The sequence below is a fragment of the Kitasatospora sp. NPDC004615 genome (genome assembly GCF_042873545.1).
Taxonomy (GTDB): Bacteria; Actinomycetota; Actinomycetes; order Streptomycetales; family Streptomycetaceae; genus Kitasatospora.
Map to the genome: position 1 here is coordinate 1,027,673 of NZ_JBIALQ010000001.1, position 17,722 is coordinate 1,045,394.

Here is a 17,722-nt window from a genome sequence, read left to right on the forward strand (position 1 = left end):
CGGCTCGCCGCGTGGTGCGGCGGGGGCCGGGCCTCCGGGTGGCGGGGCGTCAGGGCAGGGCCGGTGCCGAGCAGCCGTGGCGTTCGGCGGAGTGCCGGGTGAACGCGGCGAAAGCGTCCCGTGCCGAGGCGGTCATCGGTTCGAGGCGGTTCGCCAGGTAGACGGCCGTGCCGCCGGGGCACTTCGCGGTCGCCCAGCTGAGGTTTCCGTCGGTCCCCGGCTCGATCGCCCCCTGGTCCAGACCGACTCCGCGCCCGGCCTCGTAGGCGAAGGGAGGGTAGTAGGCGGACAGCCTCAGGCCCACGGTCTTGGGGTCGTCGGGCATCAGGACAGCACAGTCCTCGATCGGTGCGGCGCCGTCGGCCGGGCTCTCGCGAACCTGTCCGGCGACTCCGACGCAGGTGCCGTTCGCCTTCCCCGGCTGGGCGGTCACGATGTCCGACCGGCCCGGCACCTGCTCGATCTTCTCGCCGAGCGTTGCGCCGCAGCCCCAGATGTCGTTGGCCCGCTGCGCGGTCCGGGCGCCGATCCGGCCCAGCCTGGAACGTTGCTCGGCAGAGGTGAAAGCGCCCTCCGGACCGTCAAGATCCCGTGTCGGGTCGGCGGTCAGGCTGACGATCAGTTGCCGGTCGGCCTGCTTCCCGGTGCAGGCCAGGGCCAGCACCAGGTCTGCCCGGCCGTCCGCGCGGGCCGACATCACCCCGTCCCACCCCGCGCCCACCGGCACCACCGGCACGCCTTCGGACCGGACCACGCGGGTGCGCCCGAGACTGGAGAGGGCACTGTTTGCCCCCGACACGTCCCAGGCGACGCCGACCGAGAGCAGCCCGTACCGGCCCGGTTCCACCAGCCCGCAGGTGGCGAGCGACCCGGCCGGAGACACCTCGACGCCGCGCAACCGTCCTGCCCCGTCGAGCAGGTCCTTCACTTCGGCGGTGTCCACCGCTCCCCCGCACAGCCCCTGAAGCGAACGCCCGTCCTGCCACCGGTCGTACCCGCCGCCGAAGTACCACCCGGTGGGCGCCCCCACCACGAGCAGCGCCGCCCCGAGCCAAGCCCACCGCCGCCGGTTCCGCCCCGCCCGCCGTACCACCGGCCGGCGGGGCGACATCGGCGGGGCAGCAGGCGCCGGCGGGGCAGCGGGCATCGGCGGGGCAGCGGGCAGCGGCGGGACCGGAGCGCTGAACTGATCCGGCGTCACGAGTGGCCCCTCAGTGCTTCGATGGCCGAGTTGTAGGAAGTGCCACGGGTGTTCTCGGCCTCGCGCTGCAGCACGTTGACGTGCGAGCCGTCTTCATTGTCACCACGCTGTTTGGCCCACTCGCCGATCTGGAGCTTGAGCTGGCCCTTCGCTTCCAGGTCGTGTCGGCCCACGTCAGCCAGCGCCTTGTTGTTGGTCGCCTCCTTGCTGTCGTTCACGACCGAGGTCAACCAGGTGTCCGTCAGCGGGTCGATGACGTTCTTGGCCGGCCCGGCCGGAATGTCGGCCACCGCCACGACGCTCTGCACCACCTTGGCGTTCCACTCGACGTCGCCGTTGTCGTCGTCGCGCTTGTCGTACCGGATGTCGTCCCGGATCGCGTCGTACACCGACAGGGCTGCGGCGCTCTGCTGGATCTGGTCGCGCTGCTGGGTCTCGCTCGCGCCCGGCGGGATGTCCTGCAGCACCTCCGACACCTTGCGGGTCTCCGCGGTGTGCATCACGGCGTACGCGTCGGGGTCCTCCGCCGCGCCGCGCATCACCCGGATCAGGGTTCCCTGGTTGACCGCGATGTGCGAGGAGCCGTCCGGCGTCGTGTACACGGACCCGTTCGTCGCGCCGCCGGGCTGCTTGTCGTCGACGCCGCCGAACGCCGCGTGGGTGTCGTCCACGTAGTCCGCGAGCACGTTGGCGATCGGGCCTTCGAGGCCGCCGGGCAGCTCCTCCTCGCCGGGCTTGGGATCGAGGGCCACCAGGGTCGCCTGGGCCACCCGGGCCTGAGCGTCGTTGTGCCGGCGGTCGCCGTCGGCCTGGCCGGCCGGGTCGCCGGTGGCGGCCGCTTCGAGGGCGGGCCCGAGCGGGCCGGCGGTCGCGTGGAACATCCCCCTGTCCCCGTCGAGGGGCCACTGGCGGTCCTTGAGGAGGTAGTTAAGGTGGTCGTTGGTGCCGCCCGGGCCGGGGTCGAGGAAGGCGGTCGCCGCGTCCGGGTTGTTGCCGAGGGCGACGGCGAATGCCGCCATCGGGTCGGCGGTGACGGGGCGCTCGGCGAGGTGGTCCCAGTTCGCACCGCCGCCGAAATCCCACCCGTACGCGAGGGTGGCGCCCTTGCCCGCGCTCCGCTCGGTGTCGACCAGCGCGCTGCCGAACTCGTTGAGGAAACCGCTGTCGTACTCGCCGGTGCGCATCAGGCTGCCCATCAGCTGGAACCCGTACGGGGCGCGGCCGCCGCCCGCCATCGGTTCGGGGCCGAGTCCGATCATCTCCTTCTTCCAGTCGCCCATCGCCTGACTGTGGCTCTGGCTGGCCGTGCCTAGGGTCTCGCCCAGAGATGCCTGGAGCTTCGCCATCGTCTCCGCCCGCCCGGGCGGCTGGACGCCCAGTGCACCGGCGAACGGATCGCCGTACTGGGCGGGGTCGTTGACGCTCCGCCAGAACTCCATGGTGCCGCGCGCGCCCAGGCCGGTGGCGAACGCCTCCGCGAACGCCTGGTCGCCCTTGCGGGCCTCCAACAGGGCGTTGAGCCTGGCGAGTTCGACCGGTGACAGGCTCCCGCCCTTGCGGGCCAGGTCGAGTGCCTCCGCGAGGTCGCGTTCGGCGGCCCGGGCCTGGTCGAGGTCGTTGAACCCGTCGGCGTTGAAGCCGTGGTCCCGCGCCCCGTTGGGGTCCTGCGCGAGCGCCCAGGCGGTGGCCTGGTCGGCCTGGGTGGCCTGCGCCAGCACGGCGTTGATCTTCGCGGTCATCAGCAGGACGGCCTGCTGACGGGCCGGCATCAGGCCGCCCAGGAAACCGCCCGGCTGCTGCGCCCCGTCGGGCTCGGGATGCACGTCGACGACCTCGCCGCTGGACGTGATCCGCAGCTGCTCGGCGGGGGCCTCCTCCTCGACCAGCTGCCGCAGCCGGTTCTGCGCGTCGCGGAACTCGCCCGCCGCGTCGTTCAGCAGCTTGGCGAGGTCCGCCGCCTCCTCGGCCGCGGCGTTCAGCTGGTCGGCGGCCTTGCCCACCCGGGCCTTCGCCTGGGTGGCGGCGCTGCCCTCCCAGCCGGCCGCCATCCGGTTCACCACCTGCTGCACCAACTGGTCGTGCAGTCCGAGGTAGCGGTTGCGCAGCGCGCCCCACGCCTCGGCCGCCGCGGTCACCCGGTCGAGCCTGGCCTCCGTCACGGCCTCGAAGGTGAGCATCCGTCACCACCCCCCGCGCGCGGCGGCGACGTGGTTCTGCACGGCGGTCTCGGCGGCGCTGTAGTTGTCGGCGGTGCGCCGCAGCCGGTCGGCGACGTCGGCGAGCACGTTGCCGAGGGTGCTCTCCTGGTCGTCCCAGCGGATCGAGCGCTCCCGCAGAGCCGGGCCGCTGAGCCAGCCCGACAGCGTCACGTACGCGTCAGCGGTCTCCCCGTCCACGGTCGAGCCCGCCGCGCGGAAGGACGTCCCTATCTCCTGGACGGACGCGGCCCAGGAGCGCATCTCGTCCGGGGACACCCTGAGTATGCCCGCCGGAAGGTCCGAAGGGCGTGCGCCGCCGGTTCCGGTGGTTCCGGTCCGGGCGGCGGCTGTGGATTCCCCCATGTTTCCCCCATGCGCATTGCTGCTGTGCACTACTGCGAGTCGCCTTTCCGATCTCCCCCGCGACAACTCGGTCAGCATCTTACCAATTTTTGGTCAAGGGATCGACAAGTAGTCACCAAAGGCGAACACAGTGCTCCAGGGCGCGAACCGGTCCGGGGCTTGACGTGGCACGGACGAGAAGCGAAGGTGAGCGGCACCATCTGACATGTTGTGTGTGAAATAGTACTGATCCACTCGCACGGGAAGGCCGGGCCATGGACCTGGAGCTGCGGCATCTGCGGGTGCTTTGCGCGATCGCGGATACCGGCAGTGTCGGGCGGGCGGCTGCGGCAATCGGCGCTTCGCAGCCGGCGACGAGTACGCAACTGCGGCGGATCGAGCGGCACTTGGGGGCGGTGGTGTTCGAGCGGACGGCGGCCGGCGTGGTGCCGACCACTTTCGGGGCGGAGGTCCTCGCCGCCGCCCGCGAGGTGCTGGCCCGGGTGGACCGGCTGGGGGACGCCGTCGCCGCCAACGGTGAACGGCCGCACCGCGAGTTGCGGGTGGCCGCGGGCTGTCCGGCGCTGCTGCCGGGGACGCTGGCCCGGACGCGGCAACTCCGGCCGGAGATACGGTTCTCGCTCACCGCCGGGCCCGACGAGCCGTTCGATCTCGCGCTGGCCCTCGACCATCCCGACTCCGGCCTGCGCCCCACGCCGACGCTCGCCGCGCGCGTTCTCGCCACCGAGCCGGTGTTCGTCGCCCTGCCGGCCGCCCACCCGCTCCGGCACCACGCCGAGCCGGCCCTCACGGATCTGGCCGGCGAGACCTGGCTGCTGCCCGCCGCCGACGGCACCGCGTGGCCGGTGTTCGTCCGGGCGGCCTGCGAATCGGCAACGGCGAAGCCCATGACGGTCAGCCAACTGGCGTACGGGCAGCGGGAGATACAGGATCTGGTGGCGGCGGGGCTGGGTGCGACCCTGGTCCCCGCCAGTACGCCGCCCGCTGCGGGGGTTCTGATCAAGCCGCTGCTCGGCGCGCCGTTGTGGCTGCGGTACGTGCTGCTGTGGCGCCGGGCCGCCCTCGGTCCGGCGCTCGTCGACACCCTGTTCGGGGCGGCCACCGCCGCGTACCGCGAACTCGCCGCCGGGGCACCGCACTTGCACAGTTGGGCGAGCCGGACCTTCCGCCCGCCCCGCACCTGACGACTCCCAGGGGGAAGGTCAACACCCAAGAACAACCCTCCGGTGTTATGCCGCCGCAGTGCAATGTCATATGACCTGTGACATTGTTCTGGCCCCCGCCCCGATGCCACGATGCATGCACCCCACCTCAGCTCCCCATCCCCCACAGGAGAAGCAGTGCGCATATCCCTTCCCGCACTGGCGGCCGGCCTGCTGGCCGGTTGTGCCACGGCGGCCACCCTGCTGCCCGCCCCGGCCTTCGCGGCGACCGGCGGACAGTCGAAGGCCGCCGCCCCTGCCGCATCCGCTGCCAAGAGCGACCGCAACGCCGCCCCCAAGCCGCTCGGCCCGATCGTCGAGGCGGCCCCGGAGACCCACGCCCCGGTCTCGGCCCCGCTGCCCCCGGCGCTGCTCGGACAGGTGGTGATGGGTCAGCCGGCCGGCACCACCGTACAGACCACGCCCCGCCCGGTGAAGAAGGGCGAGAAGCAGAACCAGCCGGCCGGCCTCGCCGCGCAGACCTGCGCGCCCGCCGACTTCGGCAGCCGCTCCGGCGCGGACCTGGTGGCGTTCGTCAAGGGATCGCCCACCAGCTGCATCGGCACGCTGTACAACGTGACGGGCAGCGACGCGGGCGCGATCTTCAAGCAGGCCAACATGCTGACCGTCGCGAACGCCTTCAAGGACCTGGCGGCGACGTACGACGGCACCAACAGCGCCAACATCCTCCAGCTGGTGCAGTTCCTGCGGGCCGGCTACTACGTCCAGTCGTACAACTCGGACGCGGTCGGCAACTACGACTCGACGCTGACCGCCGCCACCAAGGCGGGCCTGGACGCGTTCCTCTCCGGGCAGCACTGGAAGGACGTCTCGGACGCCAACGGCATCGTGCTGTACGACGTGCTGGTGCTCACCGACAGCGCCAACGTGCAGGCGAACTACCTGAACACGTACAAGCAGGTGCTGAACGGCTACAACAACAGCTACAACGCGTACCCGAAGATGGTCAACGCGGTGAACGCGGTGCTGTTCGCCCCGCTGTGGCGCGCCAACTGGAACACCGACTTCGTCAACGCGCTGAACGCCGACACCAGCCTGGTCACCACGCTCGGCAACTTCACCCTGAACCACAAGGACCTGCTGGGCACCGGCAACTCCTTCCTGGACGTCAACGCGGGCAACGACCTGGCCCGGATGTCCGGCGACAGCACCACCGTCGAGACCGCGACCCGGCCGCTGATCAAGCAGATCCTCGACTCGACGCCGATCGCCGGCCCGGGCGGCCCGCTGTACGTGCACGCGGCGTTCCAGTCCAACAAGTTCAACTCCGCCCAGTGTTCGACCTTCGGCATCTGCGACCTGCCGAACAAGCTGATCAACGCCGTCCTGCCGAACGTCCTGGTCTGCGACAACAAGACGCTGCGCGCCCAGGCGCTGACGGTCGCCCAGCTCCAGCCCGTGTGCGAGAGCCTGCGCGGCGAGGACGCGTACTTCCACAACCTGGTCAAGGACAACGGCCCGATCCCGGGCCAGTACGGCTCCACCCTGGACCTGCCGGTGTTCGCCAGCGCGGCCGACTACCAGACCTACTCGTGGGCGATCTGGAACAACTCCACCGACAACGGCGGCGTCACCATCATGGATCCCACCGACCCGGCCAACAAGCCGGTGTCGATCATGTACCAGAAGTCGTGGAACGACGACTTCGCGGGCAACGTGTGGAACCTCAACCACGAGTACACCCACTACCTCGACAACATCTACGACATGAAGGGCAACTTCACCACCGAGACGTCCGTCCCGGACATCTGGTGGATCGAAGGCGTCGCCGAGTACGAGTCGTACGGCTACCGGGGTGTGACCGACACCCAGGCGATGACCGAGGCCGCCAAGCACACCTACAAGCTCAGCACGATCTTCCAGAACACCTACTACAACTCCGACTCCACCCGGGTCTACCCGTGGGGCTACCTCGCCGTGCGCTACATGATGGAGAAGCACCCGGCGGACGTCACCAACATGCTCGGCCACTTCCGCACCGGTGACTACCAGGGCGGCTACGCGGTCTACAACGGCCTCGGCACCTCCTACGACGCCGACTTCGACGCCTGGCTGACCCAGTGCGCCGCCGGCGCGTGCTTCGCCACCGGCCCGACCGCGCTGTTCAACCAGTCGGTGAACGGCGCGACGGTCACCCTCACGGACCGCTCGGTGGTCACCAACTCGCCCGCGCAGCTGACCTCCTGGCACTGGACCTTCGGTGACGGCAGCTCCTCCGACGAGCGCAACCCCTCGCACACCTACGCCAAGGCCGGCACCTACACCGTCGCGCTGACCGTCACCGACTCCACCGGCCGCTCCACCTCGACCCCGGCCAGTGTCACCGTCACCACCGGCAGCGGCGGCGGCACCACCCTGCCGACCTGCACCGACCAGCGCACCGACGCGATGGGCCAGAACTGCCAGCGCACCGGCCGCACCCGCACCGCCGGCAGCGTCGACTACCTGTACGTCTACCTGCCCGCCGGCACCAGCACCCTGAAGATCACCACCACCGGCGGCACCGGCACCGCGTACCTGTACTACAACGACGCCACCTGGGCCTCCCCCAGCGCGTACACCGCCTCCTCCACCACCCCGAACAGCACCAGCCAGACCATCACCGTCACCAACCCCTCGGCCGGCTACCGCTACCTGAGCCTGTACGCGGCGACCGACTTCACCAACGTCACCGTCGCCACGCAGTTCTGACCCCAAATCCCCCACCCAACGACGGGCAGTCACGGCCACCCACGCCGCGACTGCCCGTCAGCGGTTTCCGCCCGCCAGCGGTCTCCGCGCGTCAGTGGTATCCGCGCGCCAGCCTTCGCGCCGCAGCCGCCCGCAGGTCCGGGGACTCCACCGAGCTCGCGCTCAACTCTGCGAGGCGGCCGCGCAGTTCGGGCCCGTCGGGCGCGTGCTCGACGGCGAACAGGCGCGCGCCCTCCTCGCAGTCCCACAGCGACTCGGTCAGTTCCGCATCCACCTCGCCGGGCCGGATGGCCGCCAACGCCCGTAGGTACGAGGGGCGTTCGTACGAGTGCGGGGTGTGCGCCCAGAACCGGTGCAGCACAGGCGCGGCCTCGGCGGCGGCCGGACCGAACCGGGCCAGACCGTCGGCAACCCAGTGCGAGCCACACCACTCACCGGCCGCCCACTGCCGCTCCAACTCCGCCAGCAGCAACGGGAGATCACGCGCGTCGCCGTGCCGGGCGAGGACCCCCAGGCCGAGCCCGGCCAGCCAGGGGCGGGGCGACCGGGCCCACGCGCGGGCGTCCTCGACCGCGGCCGTGCCGAGGCGATCCACCACACGGCCCAGCCGCGGCAGCGCCCGATCTCCCAAGAAGGCGGGCTCCGCGGTGAACAACTCCGGTACCAGCGGCAGGATTTCCGGCACGGGCGGCCGACCGGCCAGCGTGCCGACGGCCGCCGCTCGCTCGGACGTGAAGCTCCCGCCGTCGGCGAGCAGCGCGAGCAGCCGGGCGTTGCTCGGGGCGAGCGACTGCACATGCCGCACGGACCGCCGACGCGGCCGGTCTGGCAGCAACTCCCGCCATCGCGACCAGGGTTCGGAGGAGGGGTAGTCGGGCTCGTCCCCACCGAGACGGCGCACCGCGTCCTCGGCGAGGTCGTCCCACCACGGCACCGGCCAGCGGTCGGCGAGGGTGTCCAGCACGTCCTGCCAGCACTCGCCCTGCCGCACGTACCGGCGCAGCACCTCCCGCGCCGCGACCGATCCGGTCAGCGCGAGGGCGGCGAGAATCTCGTAGGCACGCTCGCAGGCGCCCTGGTCCGCTCCTTCGACCTGCTGTCGCAGCAGGTCGATCGGCAGCGCCAACTCCCCTACGAGCTGGGCATGGTAGTCGTGCCGGTCGTCACTGGAGTCGTACCGAGTGTCCCGCCGCAGGCAATCCAGCAGGGCCGCAGCCCCGGCTTCCCAGTCGTCCTTCGCTCTCAACCACCCCGCGCCCCGCCCGCGTTCGAGCAGGCCGAGCAGGGTGTCGGCCGGCGCGTACTGCGCCGGTTCGTCGCTCTCATCCGTCACAGCGTCCGAGGATGCCCACCCAACTCGCCCACCGCGAACGGTTTTCCCACTCGCCTGCCAGGCAGAGACGTTCAGCTCTGCCCTCCGCCCCTCATCCACAACCGGCCCGCACCCCGCTCCCGTTCGAGCAGGCCCCATCACCGCGCACCGGCCGGGGCCGCCGCCCTGCTCTGTCGCGCCATCCAACTCGCCCACCGCGAAACGGACTTCCGCCCACCTTCCGGCAGGAGCGTTCAGGCCCGGCCCCGGACCAGCGGGAGGAAGACCTCGTCGACGATCTCCACCAGGACCTCGTCGGGGACGGCCGGTACGCCGCGCAGCAGGTATTCGGTGCGCAGCAGGGCCATGGGGGTGGCGGCGACGCGGGGGTGCACGGCGGTGGCGGGGGCCTCGCCGCGGGTGGTGGCGTTGGCGAGGACGGTCAGCCATGCCTCGTCGAGCGGGTCGGGGCGGTCGGGGTCGCGGAGTTGGGCGAGGAGTTCGGGTGCGCCGCCGGCGGCGGCGAGCAGGCCGCGCAGGATCTCGCCGTAGGGGGAGGACCAGGTGCGGTTGGCGCGGCGCAGCAGGTCGAGGGCGTCGTCGCGGAGGCTGCCGGTGTCGGGCGGGCGGGTTTCGGCGGCGGCGAGGCGGCGGTAGGCGGCGATGCCGAGTGCGGTGCGGTGGGGCCAACGCCGGTACAGGGCGTTCTTGTTGGTGCCGGCCCGGCGGGCGACTTCGTCCATGGTGAGTCCGGCCACGCCCTGTTCGAGCAGGAGTTCGCCGGCGGCGGTGAGGATGGCGTCCTCGAGTTCGGCGCCGCGTCGCCTGGTCGCTGTCACCTGCCACCTCCACTCAGTGCCTGCTTCGGGTCTCCGTCCGAATGCTATGTCCTTGCCGAAACAAGGGACCGGCCGTACCCAATTCCCCGTAAGGTACGAGCCGTACCCTACCTCGCGAGGAGAGGACGGCTTCGCCGTGCGCGTTTTCGGCATCACCTACGACACCGGCTTCCGCAGCACCACCGGAACCACCACCCGGGAGCCCTTCGACCCCGACACCGTGCGCCGCGAAATGCTGGTGATCCGTGAGGAGTTGCGCTGCGACGCGGTGCGCATCACCGGCGCCGAACCGGACCGGCTGGAGCTTGCCGCCCGGTTCGCCGCCGACGCCGGACTGGAGGTCTGGTTCTCGCCGTTCACCAACGGGCTCACCCAGCCGCAACTGTTCGACCTGCTGGTCGACTGCGCCGGCCGCGCCGAGAAGCTGCGGGCCGCCGGCGCCGAGGTGGTGCTGCTCACCGGCTCCGAGATCTCCCTGTTCACGGACGGCTTCCTGCCCGGCGACGACTTCCTCTCCCGCGCCGGCGTGCTCGCCGACCAGGCCCGGTTCCGCGCCCTGCTGCCCGAACTGCACCGCGCGCTGAACGCCTTCCTGGCCCGCGTCCTGGCAGCAGCCCGGTCGCGCTTCGGCGGGCGGATCGGCTACGCCTCGCTGCCGTTCGAGGGCATCGACTGGGCCCCGTTCGACGTGGTCGCCACCGATGCGGGCTACCGCGACGCCACCAACGCCGAGTTGCTCGCCCCCGGCCTGCGCGCCCTCACCGGCCAGGGCCGGCCCGCCGCCGTCACCGAGTTCGGCTGCGGCAGCTTCACCGGCGCCGCCGCGCTCGGCGCCCGCGGCGACCGCGCCGTGCTCTTCGACGCGGACGGCCGCGCCGACCGCTTCGCCGAGCCCCTCGCCCGCGACGAACAGGAGCAGGCCGACTACCTGCTCGACCTGCTCGCCGTCTTCGCGGACTCCGGCCTGGACGCCGCCTTCGTGCAGACCTTCGCCCACTACCACCTGCCCGGCTCCGACGACCCCGACCGGGACTTCGACCGCGCCTCGTTCGGCATCGTCCGCCCGCTCCCGCCCGGCCGCCCGTCCACCACCCACCCCGGCCTGCCCTGGGAGCCGAAGGCCGCCTTCCACGCCCTCGCCGCCTACGGCCGCAACCGCCAACGCGAACGCTCCTGACGGACCCACCAATCCCGAGGCCACCCGTTCTGCCTCGACCCGTCCTGACGCGCCACCGCTTCGCGGTTCACCGCTGCGGCATGGGCACGCCCGCCGCGCGGAGTTTGGCCTCGGTGAGTGCGGTCAGCCGGGCCGCGACCGGCGCCCGGTCCTCGCGGTGGTGGTTGATCAGCCGGTACTGGGCCGAGGCCTTCGCCCAGGCCCGCAGGCTGGCCGGGTCGCCCAGCAGTGCGGGGTTGGCGAGGTAGCGGGCGGCCAGGGCGGTGGCGAGTTCCTCGATCCTCGGATCGTCCGCGTCCCAGGCCTCGGCCTCCCAGCCGAGCTTGGTGAGGCGGACGAACTCGGGGTCGTCCAGGCCGCGTTCGAGCTGGGCGAGGAATCCCTCGAAGCCCTCCGGCACCAACGCCCGGGCCAGCACCAGGGCTTCGCGTTGCGCGGCCACGTAGTCGGGGTCGAGGCCGAGTTCGCGCATCGACTCCAGGACGAAACAGGCGCGGTCGGGCAGCAGGGCGCGATCACCGTCGGCGAGCCGGTGCAGCATGTCACGGCGGGTGACCAACTCGTCGATGCGCGCGGCGAGTTGCCTCCCGACGTCGGCGAGCGTGGCGCCGAACTGCGCGGCCTCGGCGGTCAGCATCGGCCCGATCTCGGCCAGCGGCACGCCTGCGGCGGCCAGCGTCCGCACCTGCACCAATTGCAGCAACTCCCCTGACCCGTACCGTCGGTAGCCGGAGCTGTCCCGTTCCGGCTCCGCGACCAGGCCGAGCTTGTGATAGTGCCGCACCGTCTTGACCGTGATGCCGACGAACGCCGCCGCCTGCCCGATCGTCACTCCGCTCGTCATCGGCCCAGTGTGCCGCAGAACACCCGTTCCACGAGCCGCTGTTGGGCGGCCTGGAAGGCCGGCGCGATCGTGAGGTCGGCGTCGTCCACCCAGGTCAGTCCGGCGGTGAGGGTGGTGCTGCCGTCGGCCGTGCCGTACATCAGCGCCGCCGAGCCCATGGTGGCGCCGTTGTGGTGGAAGACGGTGCCGCTCTCCGTCTGCTGCGCGAACACCCCCAGCCCGTAGCCGACGGTCGCCTCCGGCGCGCGCATCTCGGCCAGCAGCCCGGCCGGCAGGAGCCGGCCGCCCATCAGCGCGGAGAAGTACGCGTGCAGGTCCCGGGTGGTCGAGATCATGTCGCCACCGGCGCCGACCCAGGACGGGTTCTGCCGGGTGACGTCGACGGTCCGCTCCTGCCCTGCGTCCGCGTAGCGGTAGTAGCTGTGGTTGCGCGGCTCGGGGAGCTCCGGCGAACTGCCCGGCGCGATGGTGCCGGTCATGCCCAGCGGACCCAGGATCAGCCGCCGCAACTCCTCCGCGAAGGTGCGGCCGGTGACCTTCTCGATCACCAGGCGGGCCAGCACGTAGTTGGTGTTGGAGTAACTCCACCCCTCACCGGGCGTGAACCGCAACGGCTTTGACAGCGACAGCCGCACCAACTCCTCCGGCGGGTACGTCCGGAAGCGGCCGTCCACCCACTCCTTGCCCTGCCAGGGGACGCCGAGCACGATCGTCCCGTCCTCGTAGCGCTCGCCGGTGTGGTTGAAGATCCCGCTGGTGTGCTGCAGCAGCATCCGCACCGTGATCCGCCGGTCGAGTCCGAACCCGGACAGGTGGCGGGCGGCCGGGTCGTCCAGGCCGAGCCGGCCCTCGGCCACCAGCATCAGCGCCAGCGTCGCGACGAAGCTCTTGGTGCTGCTGCCGATCCGGAAGTGCCCGTCGACCAGCGGCGCGGCACTCCGCCCCAACTCGCGGACGCCGGCGCTGCCGACCCACTCGCCCCGCTCGTCGTTCACCCGGAGCTGGATCCCGAGGAAGCCGGCCTCGACCAGCTCCTCGATCGTCCGCCGAAACTCCGGACGATCGACAAAACCGTTGCTGGACATACTGGTTGACTCCTTCGCTTCGTGGCACCCAGGTCGGCGCCCCCTGCCGATGCGACGAGCCTCCACCCTGACCCGAGGTCAACCTCAACCGTGACCCGGCTCACAGCCACAACGGGCATGGCAGAAAAGGTGGGGTATCCGTCATTGCTGTCGCCGCAAGCACTTGCGAGGGTGGGGACATGGCCGATCGCAGCGTGCTCTTCGTGCTCTTCGACGGGGTGCAGAGCCTCGATGTCACCGGCCCGCTGGAAGTACTCTCGGCGGCCGGCTACCGGATCCGCACCGCCTCGCCCGGCGGGCTTCCGGTGCGGACGGGCAGCGGGCTGTGTCTGCTGCCCGACGAGGACCTCGCGCATGCGGCCGCCCCGCACACCCTGATCGTCCCGGGCGGCCCGGGCACCCGTCGGCCCGCGCCCGAACTCGTCGCCCGGATCGCGGAGTTGGCCGACGGGGCGGAGCGGATCGCGTCGGTCTGCACGGGCGCGTTCCTGCTCGCCGAGGCGGGGCTGCTGTCCGGGCGCCGGGCCACCACGCACTGGTCGCACAGCGCGGAACTGGCCCGCCGGTTCCCGGACGTCACCGTCGAGCCGGACCCGATCCACGTCCGGGACGGGCGGGTGGTCACCTCCGCCGGGGTGACGGCGGGCATCGATCTGGCGCTCGCCCTGGTCGAGGAGGACGTCGGGCGCGAACTCGCCCTCGGCATCGCCCGGCACCTGGTGATGTTCCTGCGACGGCCGGGCGGCCAGGCGCAGTTCTCCACCCAGCTGGCCGCCCAACTCGCCGTCCGGCAGCCGCTGCGCGACGTGCAGCGCTGGATCACCGAGCACCCGGACGCCGACCTGTCCGTCGAGGCCCTGGCCCGCCGCGCCGCGCTGTCGCCGCGCCAGTTCGCCCGGGTGTTCGCCGCCGAGACCGGCACCACCCCCGGCCGCTACGTGGACGGCGTGCGGCTGGAGGTGGCCCGCCGCCGGCTGGAGGACAGCGACGACGGCATCGAACAGGTCGCCCGCCTCAGCGGCTACCGCAACCCGGAGGCCATGCGCCGCGCCTTCGCCCGCACGCTGGCCGTCAGCCCGCTCGACTACCGCCGCCGCTTTCGCGCCGCACCTTCACGGAACGTCAGCCCACCACAGAGAGGCACCCGATGAAGATCGCCATCCTGCTCTACGACCGCTTCACCGCGCTGGACGCCGTCGGCCCGTACGAGATCCTGGCCCGGATGCCCGGCGCCGAGGTGGTGTTCGCCGCCGACCGGCGCGGCCCGGTCCGCGCCGACCTGGGCAGCCTCGCGCTCACCGCCGACGCCGCCCTGGACGAAGTCACCTCCGCCGACCTGCTGCTCGTCCCCGGCGGGCCGGGCTCGACGGCGCAGCAGGCGAAGCCCGAGGTGCTGGAGTGGCTGCGGGCCGTCGACGCCACCACCACCTGGACCACCTCGGTCTGCACCGGCTCGCTCCTGCTGGCCGCCGCCGGGCTGCTCACCGGCCGCCGCGCCACCACCCACTGGTTCCTGCCGCAGGCGCTGGCCGCGTTCGGTGCCGAGCCGGTCGAGGAGCGGGTGGTGTTCGACGGCAAGTACGCGACCGCCGCGGGCGTCTCGTCCGGCATCGACCTGGGCCTGCACCTGGCCGGCCGGATCCACGACGACGCGACCGCGCAGGGCATCCAGTTGCTGACCGAGTACGACCCGCAGCCGCCGTACACCGCCGGCTCGCCCAGGACCGCCCCGCCGGCCGTGGTCGACGCCCTGCGCGCCCGGTTCGGCGCGACCGGCTGATCGGCCCCCGCGGCCCGGTCACCCTTCGGCGGGGCCGCGCCCGGGCTGCGGGACGACGAAGAACTCGCTGACGAATCCGGTGACTTGACCGTCGGCGTCACGGCCCACCCAGGTCGGGTAGTGGCCGTCGCCCCAGCCGGTGGTGAACGCCACCATGGTGTGGCCGCTCGCCGGATCGGTGACGGTGGCCGGGCGGGGGCCGGCGTCGTGGATGGCGTCGACGACCGGGTCGGCGTCCTGCTCGACCAGTTCGCCGATCGGGGCGACGGCGGACGCGTCCAGGAAGCAGCCGCTGCCCGCGTCCACGCCGTACCCGAAGAAGTCGCCCGGGCCGAGCCGGTGTTCGTCCTGGCCCTCGCTCAGCGCCAGCTCCCACCGCACCGCCGGCCGGTCGCCGACCCGCAGCAGGGCGGCGGCGATCCGGGTGTCCGAGGAGCCGGGGCCGTACGCGTTGCGCACCTCGACCACGGCGAGCGTGACGGGGTAGCTGCCCGGCGGCGCGACGGCGAGGAACGGCTCGTTCTCGTCCACCAGTCCGATCACCGGATCGCACGCCACCAGCCGGCCGGTGGGCAGCGCCAGCACCGCTTCGGGCAGCGCGACCACGGTGGCGGTGCGGTCGTGCCCGCAGTCGTACTGGCTGCCCGGAGTGAACAGTCGCGCCACATCGGGGGCCGCAAGGGGCATCAGGGGGCTCGCTCTCGTCGCACTCGTCGCTCAGGGACCGGAAGGCGAACGGGAGTTCCGGAGAGATCATCGGACGAACACCACCCGCGCGCGGCCCCCACGGTAGCGCCCGCCCACCCGGTCCTGAAACGGCCCGGACGGCCGGCTCTTCTGCCCTGCCGGAAGACCTGGCCGCCGCCCGCATGCCCGCCAAGACGTTCGACAACCCGCTGGCCCCACACACAGCGGGCCACCGAACCCGTCCGGCCGGTGCACGGGCGCCGCGGCCGGTGGGAGATCATTCTCGGTATGACCCCCGCTCTGGTGTTCGGTACCGTCCTGCTGCTCTCGCTGCTGATCCGTCGGCGCTGGAGCGGCGGCACCGTACCGGCACCGGTGCCGGCTCCGGCGCAACCCCCGGTTGTGCTCACGCCCGACGGGTTCGATCCAAGGCAGTACGGGCTGGTGCCGAGCGCGGAGCTGGACCCGGGGCGCGCGGGCCCGCCGCTGGCGCTGCTGCGGCGCAAGGAGCTGGAGGCGCTGGCCGACTCCTGCCTGGCCGGCGGCTGGCGGGCGGCCGCGGCGTACGTGGTGGCGGCCGGGGAGGACTGGGACGAACGGTGGTCCCGGCTGGACTTCCTGACCCGGGTGGCCGCCGAGCGCGACGAGTGGCTCACCGCGTGGCGCGAGTCCGGCACCGAGGCGTGCGCGGCCACCACCGTGTACGCCCGGCTGCTGGTGCAGCGGGCCTGGGAGGCGCGCGGCAGCGCGCTCGCGCACCAGGTGCCGGCCGAACATCTGACCGCCTTCAAGTCGCTGCTGGCCGAGGCGAACACGGCCGCCCGGGAGGCCGCCGTCCTGGACCCGCGCGACCCCGGCCCGTGGGCGGTGCTGGTCACCACGGCCCGCGGCGTTCCGCTCAGCAACCGCCGATTCCGCGCTCTGTGGCAGGAGTTGACGGCACGCGCCCCGCACCACGTGGGCGGGCACTGGCAGGCCATGCAGTACTGGTGCGCCAAGTGGCACGGCAGCGACGCGCAGATGCTGCGCTTCGCCGAACAGGCGGTCCGCACCGCCCCGGCCGGTTCGGTGCTGCCCGGGCTGTACCTCCAGGCGCTGACCGAACTGGAGCAGCGGCACGGCCTGTACGGTCTCCCGGACGCGGGCCGGCTGGGCGAGCTGCTGCCCGCCGTGGCGTCGGCGCTGGACGCCGTTCCGACGCCGCACGATCAACTCCCGCTGCTGCGGCACCTGTTGGCGCACTTCGCGCTGGTCGCCCGGCAACCCGCGCTCGCCCTGGAGCAGTTCCGCCTGCTCGGCCCCTGGTGCGGCGCCCACCCCTGGACCTCCACCTCGCACCCCGTCCGCGCCTTCGACCACGCCCGCGCCGTCGCCGCGACCCACGCCCCCGCGGCCTGAACACTCGACCGACGGGCACCCTTGCCGCGCGCCCGCGCCGTCGCCGCGCCCCACACTCCCGCAGCCTGAACACTCGACCGACGGGCACCGTTACCGCCCCCGGGTTCGATCGTTATGCCCGAACGTGAGTGCCGACCCCTTGGCCCCGACGGGCGTTCGTGACGAAACGATTCAGCACGCCCCGATCTATGCCGGGCTGGTGACCCTCTGGCACCGGTCCGGCCGTACCGTGCCCGGCCGCACCGACCAGGAGTGGTCCCGCCTGACCACCCCGCCCCGCTTCGCGACCCCCAAGAGCATCACCCCGCCCGAGTCCGACCACCCGAGGGAGACCCGGTGACCCACCAGAACACGCCGAGCACCTGGCTCCGCCGCGCCGACGACCCGGACTGCGTCCAACTCCTGGACGTCACCGTGCGCCCATGCCCCGGACTGCGGGTCTCCGTCCCGGCCCGCCTGCGCTACTACCGGACCGACCCGTACGCGGTGCACCTGGACTGCCACGCCGACCTCGACGAGCCCATCACCTGGCTGTTCGGCCGAGAACTCCTCACCGAGGGCCTGAACGGCCGGGCCGGCCTCGGCGACGTCACGGTCCGCCGCTCCCCCGCCGACCCCGGCCGCCTCGCCATCGCCCTCACCACCCCCGGCCACACCGCCGTCCTGCACACCCCCGCCGCCCCGATCCGCGCCTTCCTCCGCCGCTCCCACCGCGTCGTCCCGCCGGGAACCGAACACCACCACCTGGACATCACCGCCCTCCTCCGCCACCTCCTCCCCGACCACCCGACCCGCCCGGAATGAGCCCGGCCTGAGCCCGACTTGGGCCCGGCCTGAGCCCGGCCTGGGCCCGGCCTGAGCCCGGCGCGCGGGGCGCCGACACCGAACCGCGTTCCCGCCGCACCGATTTCCGGTTCCGCGCGT

16 protein-coding genes are annotated in these 17,722 nt (G+C 72.5%); 8 read left to right on the plus strand and 8 right to left on the minus strand.

The genetic code is table 11. The features are described 5' to 3' along the window. Positions 1 to 49 precede the first annotated feature (49 nt). The 3 genes from ACFYS8_RS04645 to ACFYS8_RS04655 form a co-directional block, all read right to left on the minus strand. Positions 50 to 943 (minus strand): hypothetical protein, encoded by an 894-nt coding sequence (locus ACFYS8_RS04645; RefSeq protein WP_387635677.1) that lies wholly within the window; start codon positions 941 to 943, stop codon positions 50 to 52. Between the two features lie 254 nt (positions 944 to 1,197). Beyond that, on the minus strand, positions 1,198 to 3,378 hold the full coding sequence (locus ACFYS8_RS04650; RefSeq protein WP_387635679.1) for a hypothetical protein: 2,181 nt from the start codon (positions 3,376 to 3,378) through the stop codon (positions 1,198 to 1,200). A gap of 3 nt (positions 3,379 to 3,381) precedes the next feature. Next, positions 3,382 to 3,675: a WXG100 family type VII secretion target gene (locus ACFYS8_RS04655; protein WP_387635681.1), complete on the minus strand. Its 294-nt coding sequence runs from the start codon at positions 3,673 to 3,675 to the stop codon at positions 3,382 to 3,384. 341 nt (positions 3,676 to 4,016) lie between these two features. On the opposite strand from ACFYS8_RS04655, the gene ACFYS8_RS04660 reads away from it, so the two are divergent. Then, positions 4,017 to 4,946 (plus strand): LysR family transcriptional regulator, encoded by a 930-nt coding sequence (locus ACFYS8_RS04660; RefSeq protein WP_387635683.1) that lies wholly within the window; start codon positions 4,017 to 4,019, stop codon positions 4,944 to 4,946. Between the two features lie 111 nt (positions 4,947 to 5,057). Beyond that, on the plus strand, positions 5,058 to 7,676 hold the full coding sequence (locus ACFYS8_RS04665) for a collagenase (protein WP_387635686.1): 2,619 nt from the start codon (positions 5,058 to 5,060) through the stop codon (positions 7,674 to 7,676). Between the two features lie 91 nt (positions 7,677 to 7,767). Here ACFYS8_RS04665 and ACFYS8_RS04670 read toward each other — a convergent pair whose 3' ends face one another. Together ACFYS8_RS04670 and ACFYS8_RS04675 are read right to left on the minus strand one after the other, a co-directional pair. Beyond that, positions 7,768 to 9,009: a hypothetical protein gene (locus ACFYS8_RS04670; RefSeq protein ID WP_387635688.1), complete on the minus strand. Its 1,242-nt coding sequence runs from the start codon at positions 9,007 to 9,009 to the stop codon at positions 7,768 to 7,770. Between the two features lie 233 nt (positions 9,010 to 9,242). Continuing rightward, on the minus strand, positions 9,243 to 9,827 hold the full coding sequence (locus ACFYS8_RS04675; protein ID WP_387635691.1) for a TetR/AcrR family transcriptional regulator: 585 nt from the start codon (positions 9,825 to 9,827) through the stop codon (positions 9,243 to 9,245). A gap of 136 nt (positions 9,828 to 9,963) precedes the next feature. On the opposite strand from ACFYS8_RS04675, the gene ACFYS8_RS04680 reads away from it, so the two are divergent. Continuing rightward, on the plus strand, positions 9,964 to 11,004 hold the full coding sequence (locus tag ACFYS8_RS04680; RefSeq protein ID WP_387635694.1) for a hypothetical protein: 1,041 nt from the start codon (positions 9,964 to 9,966) through the stop codon (positions 11,002 to 11,004). Positions 11,005 to 11,071: 67 nt separating this feature from the next. Here ACFYS8_RS04680 and ACFYS8_RS04685 read toward each other — a convergent pair whose 3' ends face one another. Both ACFYS8_RS04685 and ACFYS8_RS04690 read right to left on the minus strand, forming a co-directional pair. Next, entirely contained in the window at positions 11,072 to 11,848 is a 777-nt protein-coding gene (locus tag ACFYS8_RS04685; RefSeq protein ID WP_387635697.1) for a MerR family transcriptional regulator, read from the minus strand. After that, a complete protein-coding gene (locus ACFYS8_RS04690) occupies positions 11,845 to 12,933 on the minus strand; it encodes a serine hydrolase domain-containing protein (protein WP_387635700.1) in 1,089 nt (362 codons plus the stop codon). The genes ACFYS8_RS04685 and ACFYS8_RS04690 overlap by 4 nt, the downstream gene beginning before the upstream one ends. 179 nt (positions 12,934 to 13,112) lie before the next feature. On the opposite strand from ACFYS8_RS04690, the gene ACFYS8_RS04695 reads away from it, so the two are divergent. Both ACFYS8_RS04695 and ACFYS8_RS04700 read left to right on the plus strand, forming a co-directional pair. Next, complete coding sequence (locus ACFYS8_RS04695; RefSeq protein ID WP_387635702.1) at positions 13,113 to 14,084, plus strand: GlxA family transcriptional regulator; 972 nt, start codon at positions 13,113 to 13,115, stop codon at positions 14,082 to 14,084. After that, entirely contained in the window at positions 14,081 to 14,713 is a 633-nt protein-coding gene (locus ACFYS8_RS04700) for a DJ-1/PfpI family protein (RefSeq protein ID WP_387635705.1), read from the plus strand. Before ACFYS8_RS04695 ends, ACFYS8_RS04700 begins: the two co-directional genes overlap by 4 nt. Before the next feature lie 18 nt (positions 14,714 to 14,731). Here ACFYS8_RS04700 and ACFYS8_RS04705 read toward each other — a convergent pair whose 3' ends face one another. Beyond that, a complete protein-coding gene (locus ACFYS8_RS04705; RefSeq protein ID WP_387635708.1) occupies positions 14,732 to 15,400 on the minus strand; it encodes a DUF4241 domain-containing protein in 669 nt (222 codons plus the stop codon). Between the two features lie 288 nt (positions 15,401 to 15,688). On the opposite strand from ACFYS8_RS04705, the gene ACFYS8_RS04710 reads away from it, so the two are divergent. From ACFYS8_RS04710 to ACFYS8_RS04720, 3 genes are all read left to right on the plus strand, one after another. Next, positions 15,689 to 16,798 carry a hypothetical protein gene (locus ACFYS8_RS04710; protein ID WP_387635711.1) on the plus strand — a complete coding sequence of 370 codons (1,110 nt, stop codon included), beginning with the start codon at positions 15,689 to 15,691 and terminating at the stop codon, positions 16,796 to 16,798. Between the two features lie 199 nt (positions 16,799 to 16,997). Further along, positions 16,998 to 17,138 carry a hypothetical protein gene (locus tag ACFYS8_RS04715; RefSeq protein ID WP_387635714.1) on the plus strand — a complete coding sequence of 47 codons (141 nt, stop codon included), beginning with the start codon at positions 16,998 to 17,000 and terminating at the stop codon, positions 17,136 to 17,138. Beyond that, positions 17,135 to 17,602: an SsgA family sporulation/cell division regulator gene (locus tag ACFYS8_RS04720; RefSeq protein ID WP_387635716.1), complete on the plus strand. Its 468-nt coding sequence runs from the start codon at positions 17,135 to 17,137 to the stop codon at positions 17,600 to 17,602. The genes ACFYS8_RS04715 and ACFYS8_RS04720 overlap by 4 nt, the downstream gene beginning before the upstream one ends. The last annotated feature ends 120 nt before the right edge of the window (positions 17,603 to 17,722 follow it).

Bases quoted from the DNA above. Each gene is read 5' to 3' on its own strand.
- ACFYS8_RS04650 (WP_387635679.1), bottom strand. From the start codon at position 3,378: ATGCTCACCTTCGAGGCCGTGACGGAGGCCAGGCTCGACCGGGTGACC.
- ACFYS8_RS04660 (WP_387635683.1), top strand. From the start codon at position 4,017: ATGGACCTGGAGCTGCGGCATCTGCGGGTGCTTTGCGCGATCGCGGAT.
- ACFYS8_RS04665 (WP_387635686.1), top strand. From the start codon at position 5,058: ATGCATGCACCCCACCTCAGCTCCCCATCCCCCACAGGAGAAGCAGTG.
- ACFYS8_RS04685 (WP_387635697.1), bottom strand. From the start codon at position 11,848: ATGACGAGCGGAGTGACGATCGGGCAGGCGGCGGCGTTCGTCGGCATC.
- ACFYS8_RS04690 (WP_387635700.1), bottom strand. From the start codon at position 12,933: ATGTCCAGCAACGGTTTTGTCGATCGTCCGGAGTTTCGGCGGACGATC.
- ACFYS8_RS04695 (WP_387635702.1), top strand. From the start codon at position 13,113: ATGGCCGATCGCAGCGTGCTCTTCGTGCTCTTCGACGGGGTGCAGAGC.
- ACFYS8_RS04700 (WP_387635705.1), top strand. From the start codon at position 14,081: ATGAAGATCGCCATCCTGCTCTACGACCGCTTCACCGCGCTGGACGCC.
- ACFYS8_RS04705 (WP_387635708.1), bottom strand. From the start codon at position 15,400: ATGCCCCTTGCGGCCCCCGATGTGGCGCGACTGTTCACTCCGGGCAGC.
- ACFYS8_RS04710 (WP_387635711.1), top strand. From the start codon at position 15,689: ATGACCCCCGCTCTGGTGTTCGGTACCGTCCTGCTGCTCTCGCTGCTG.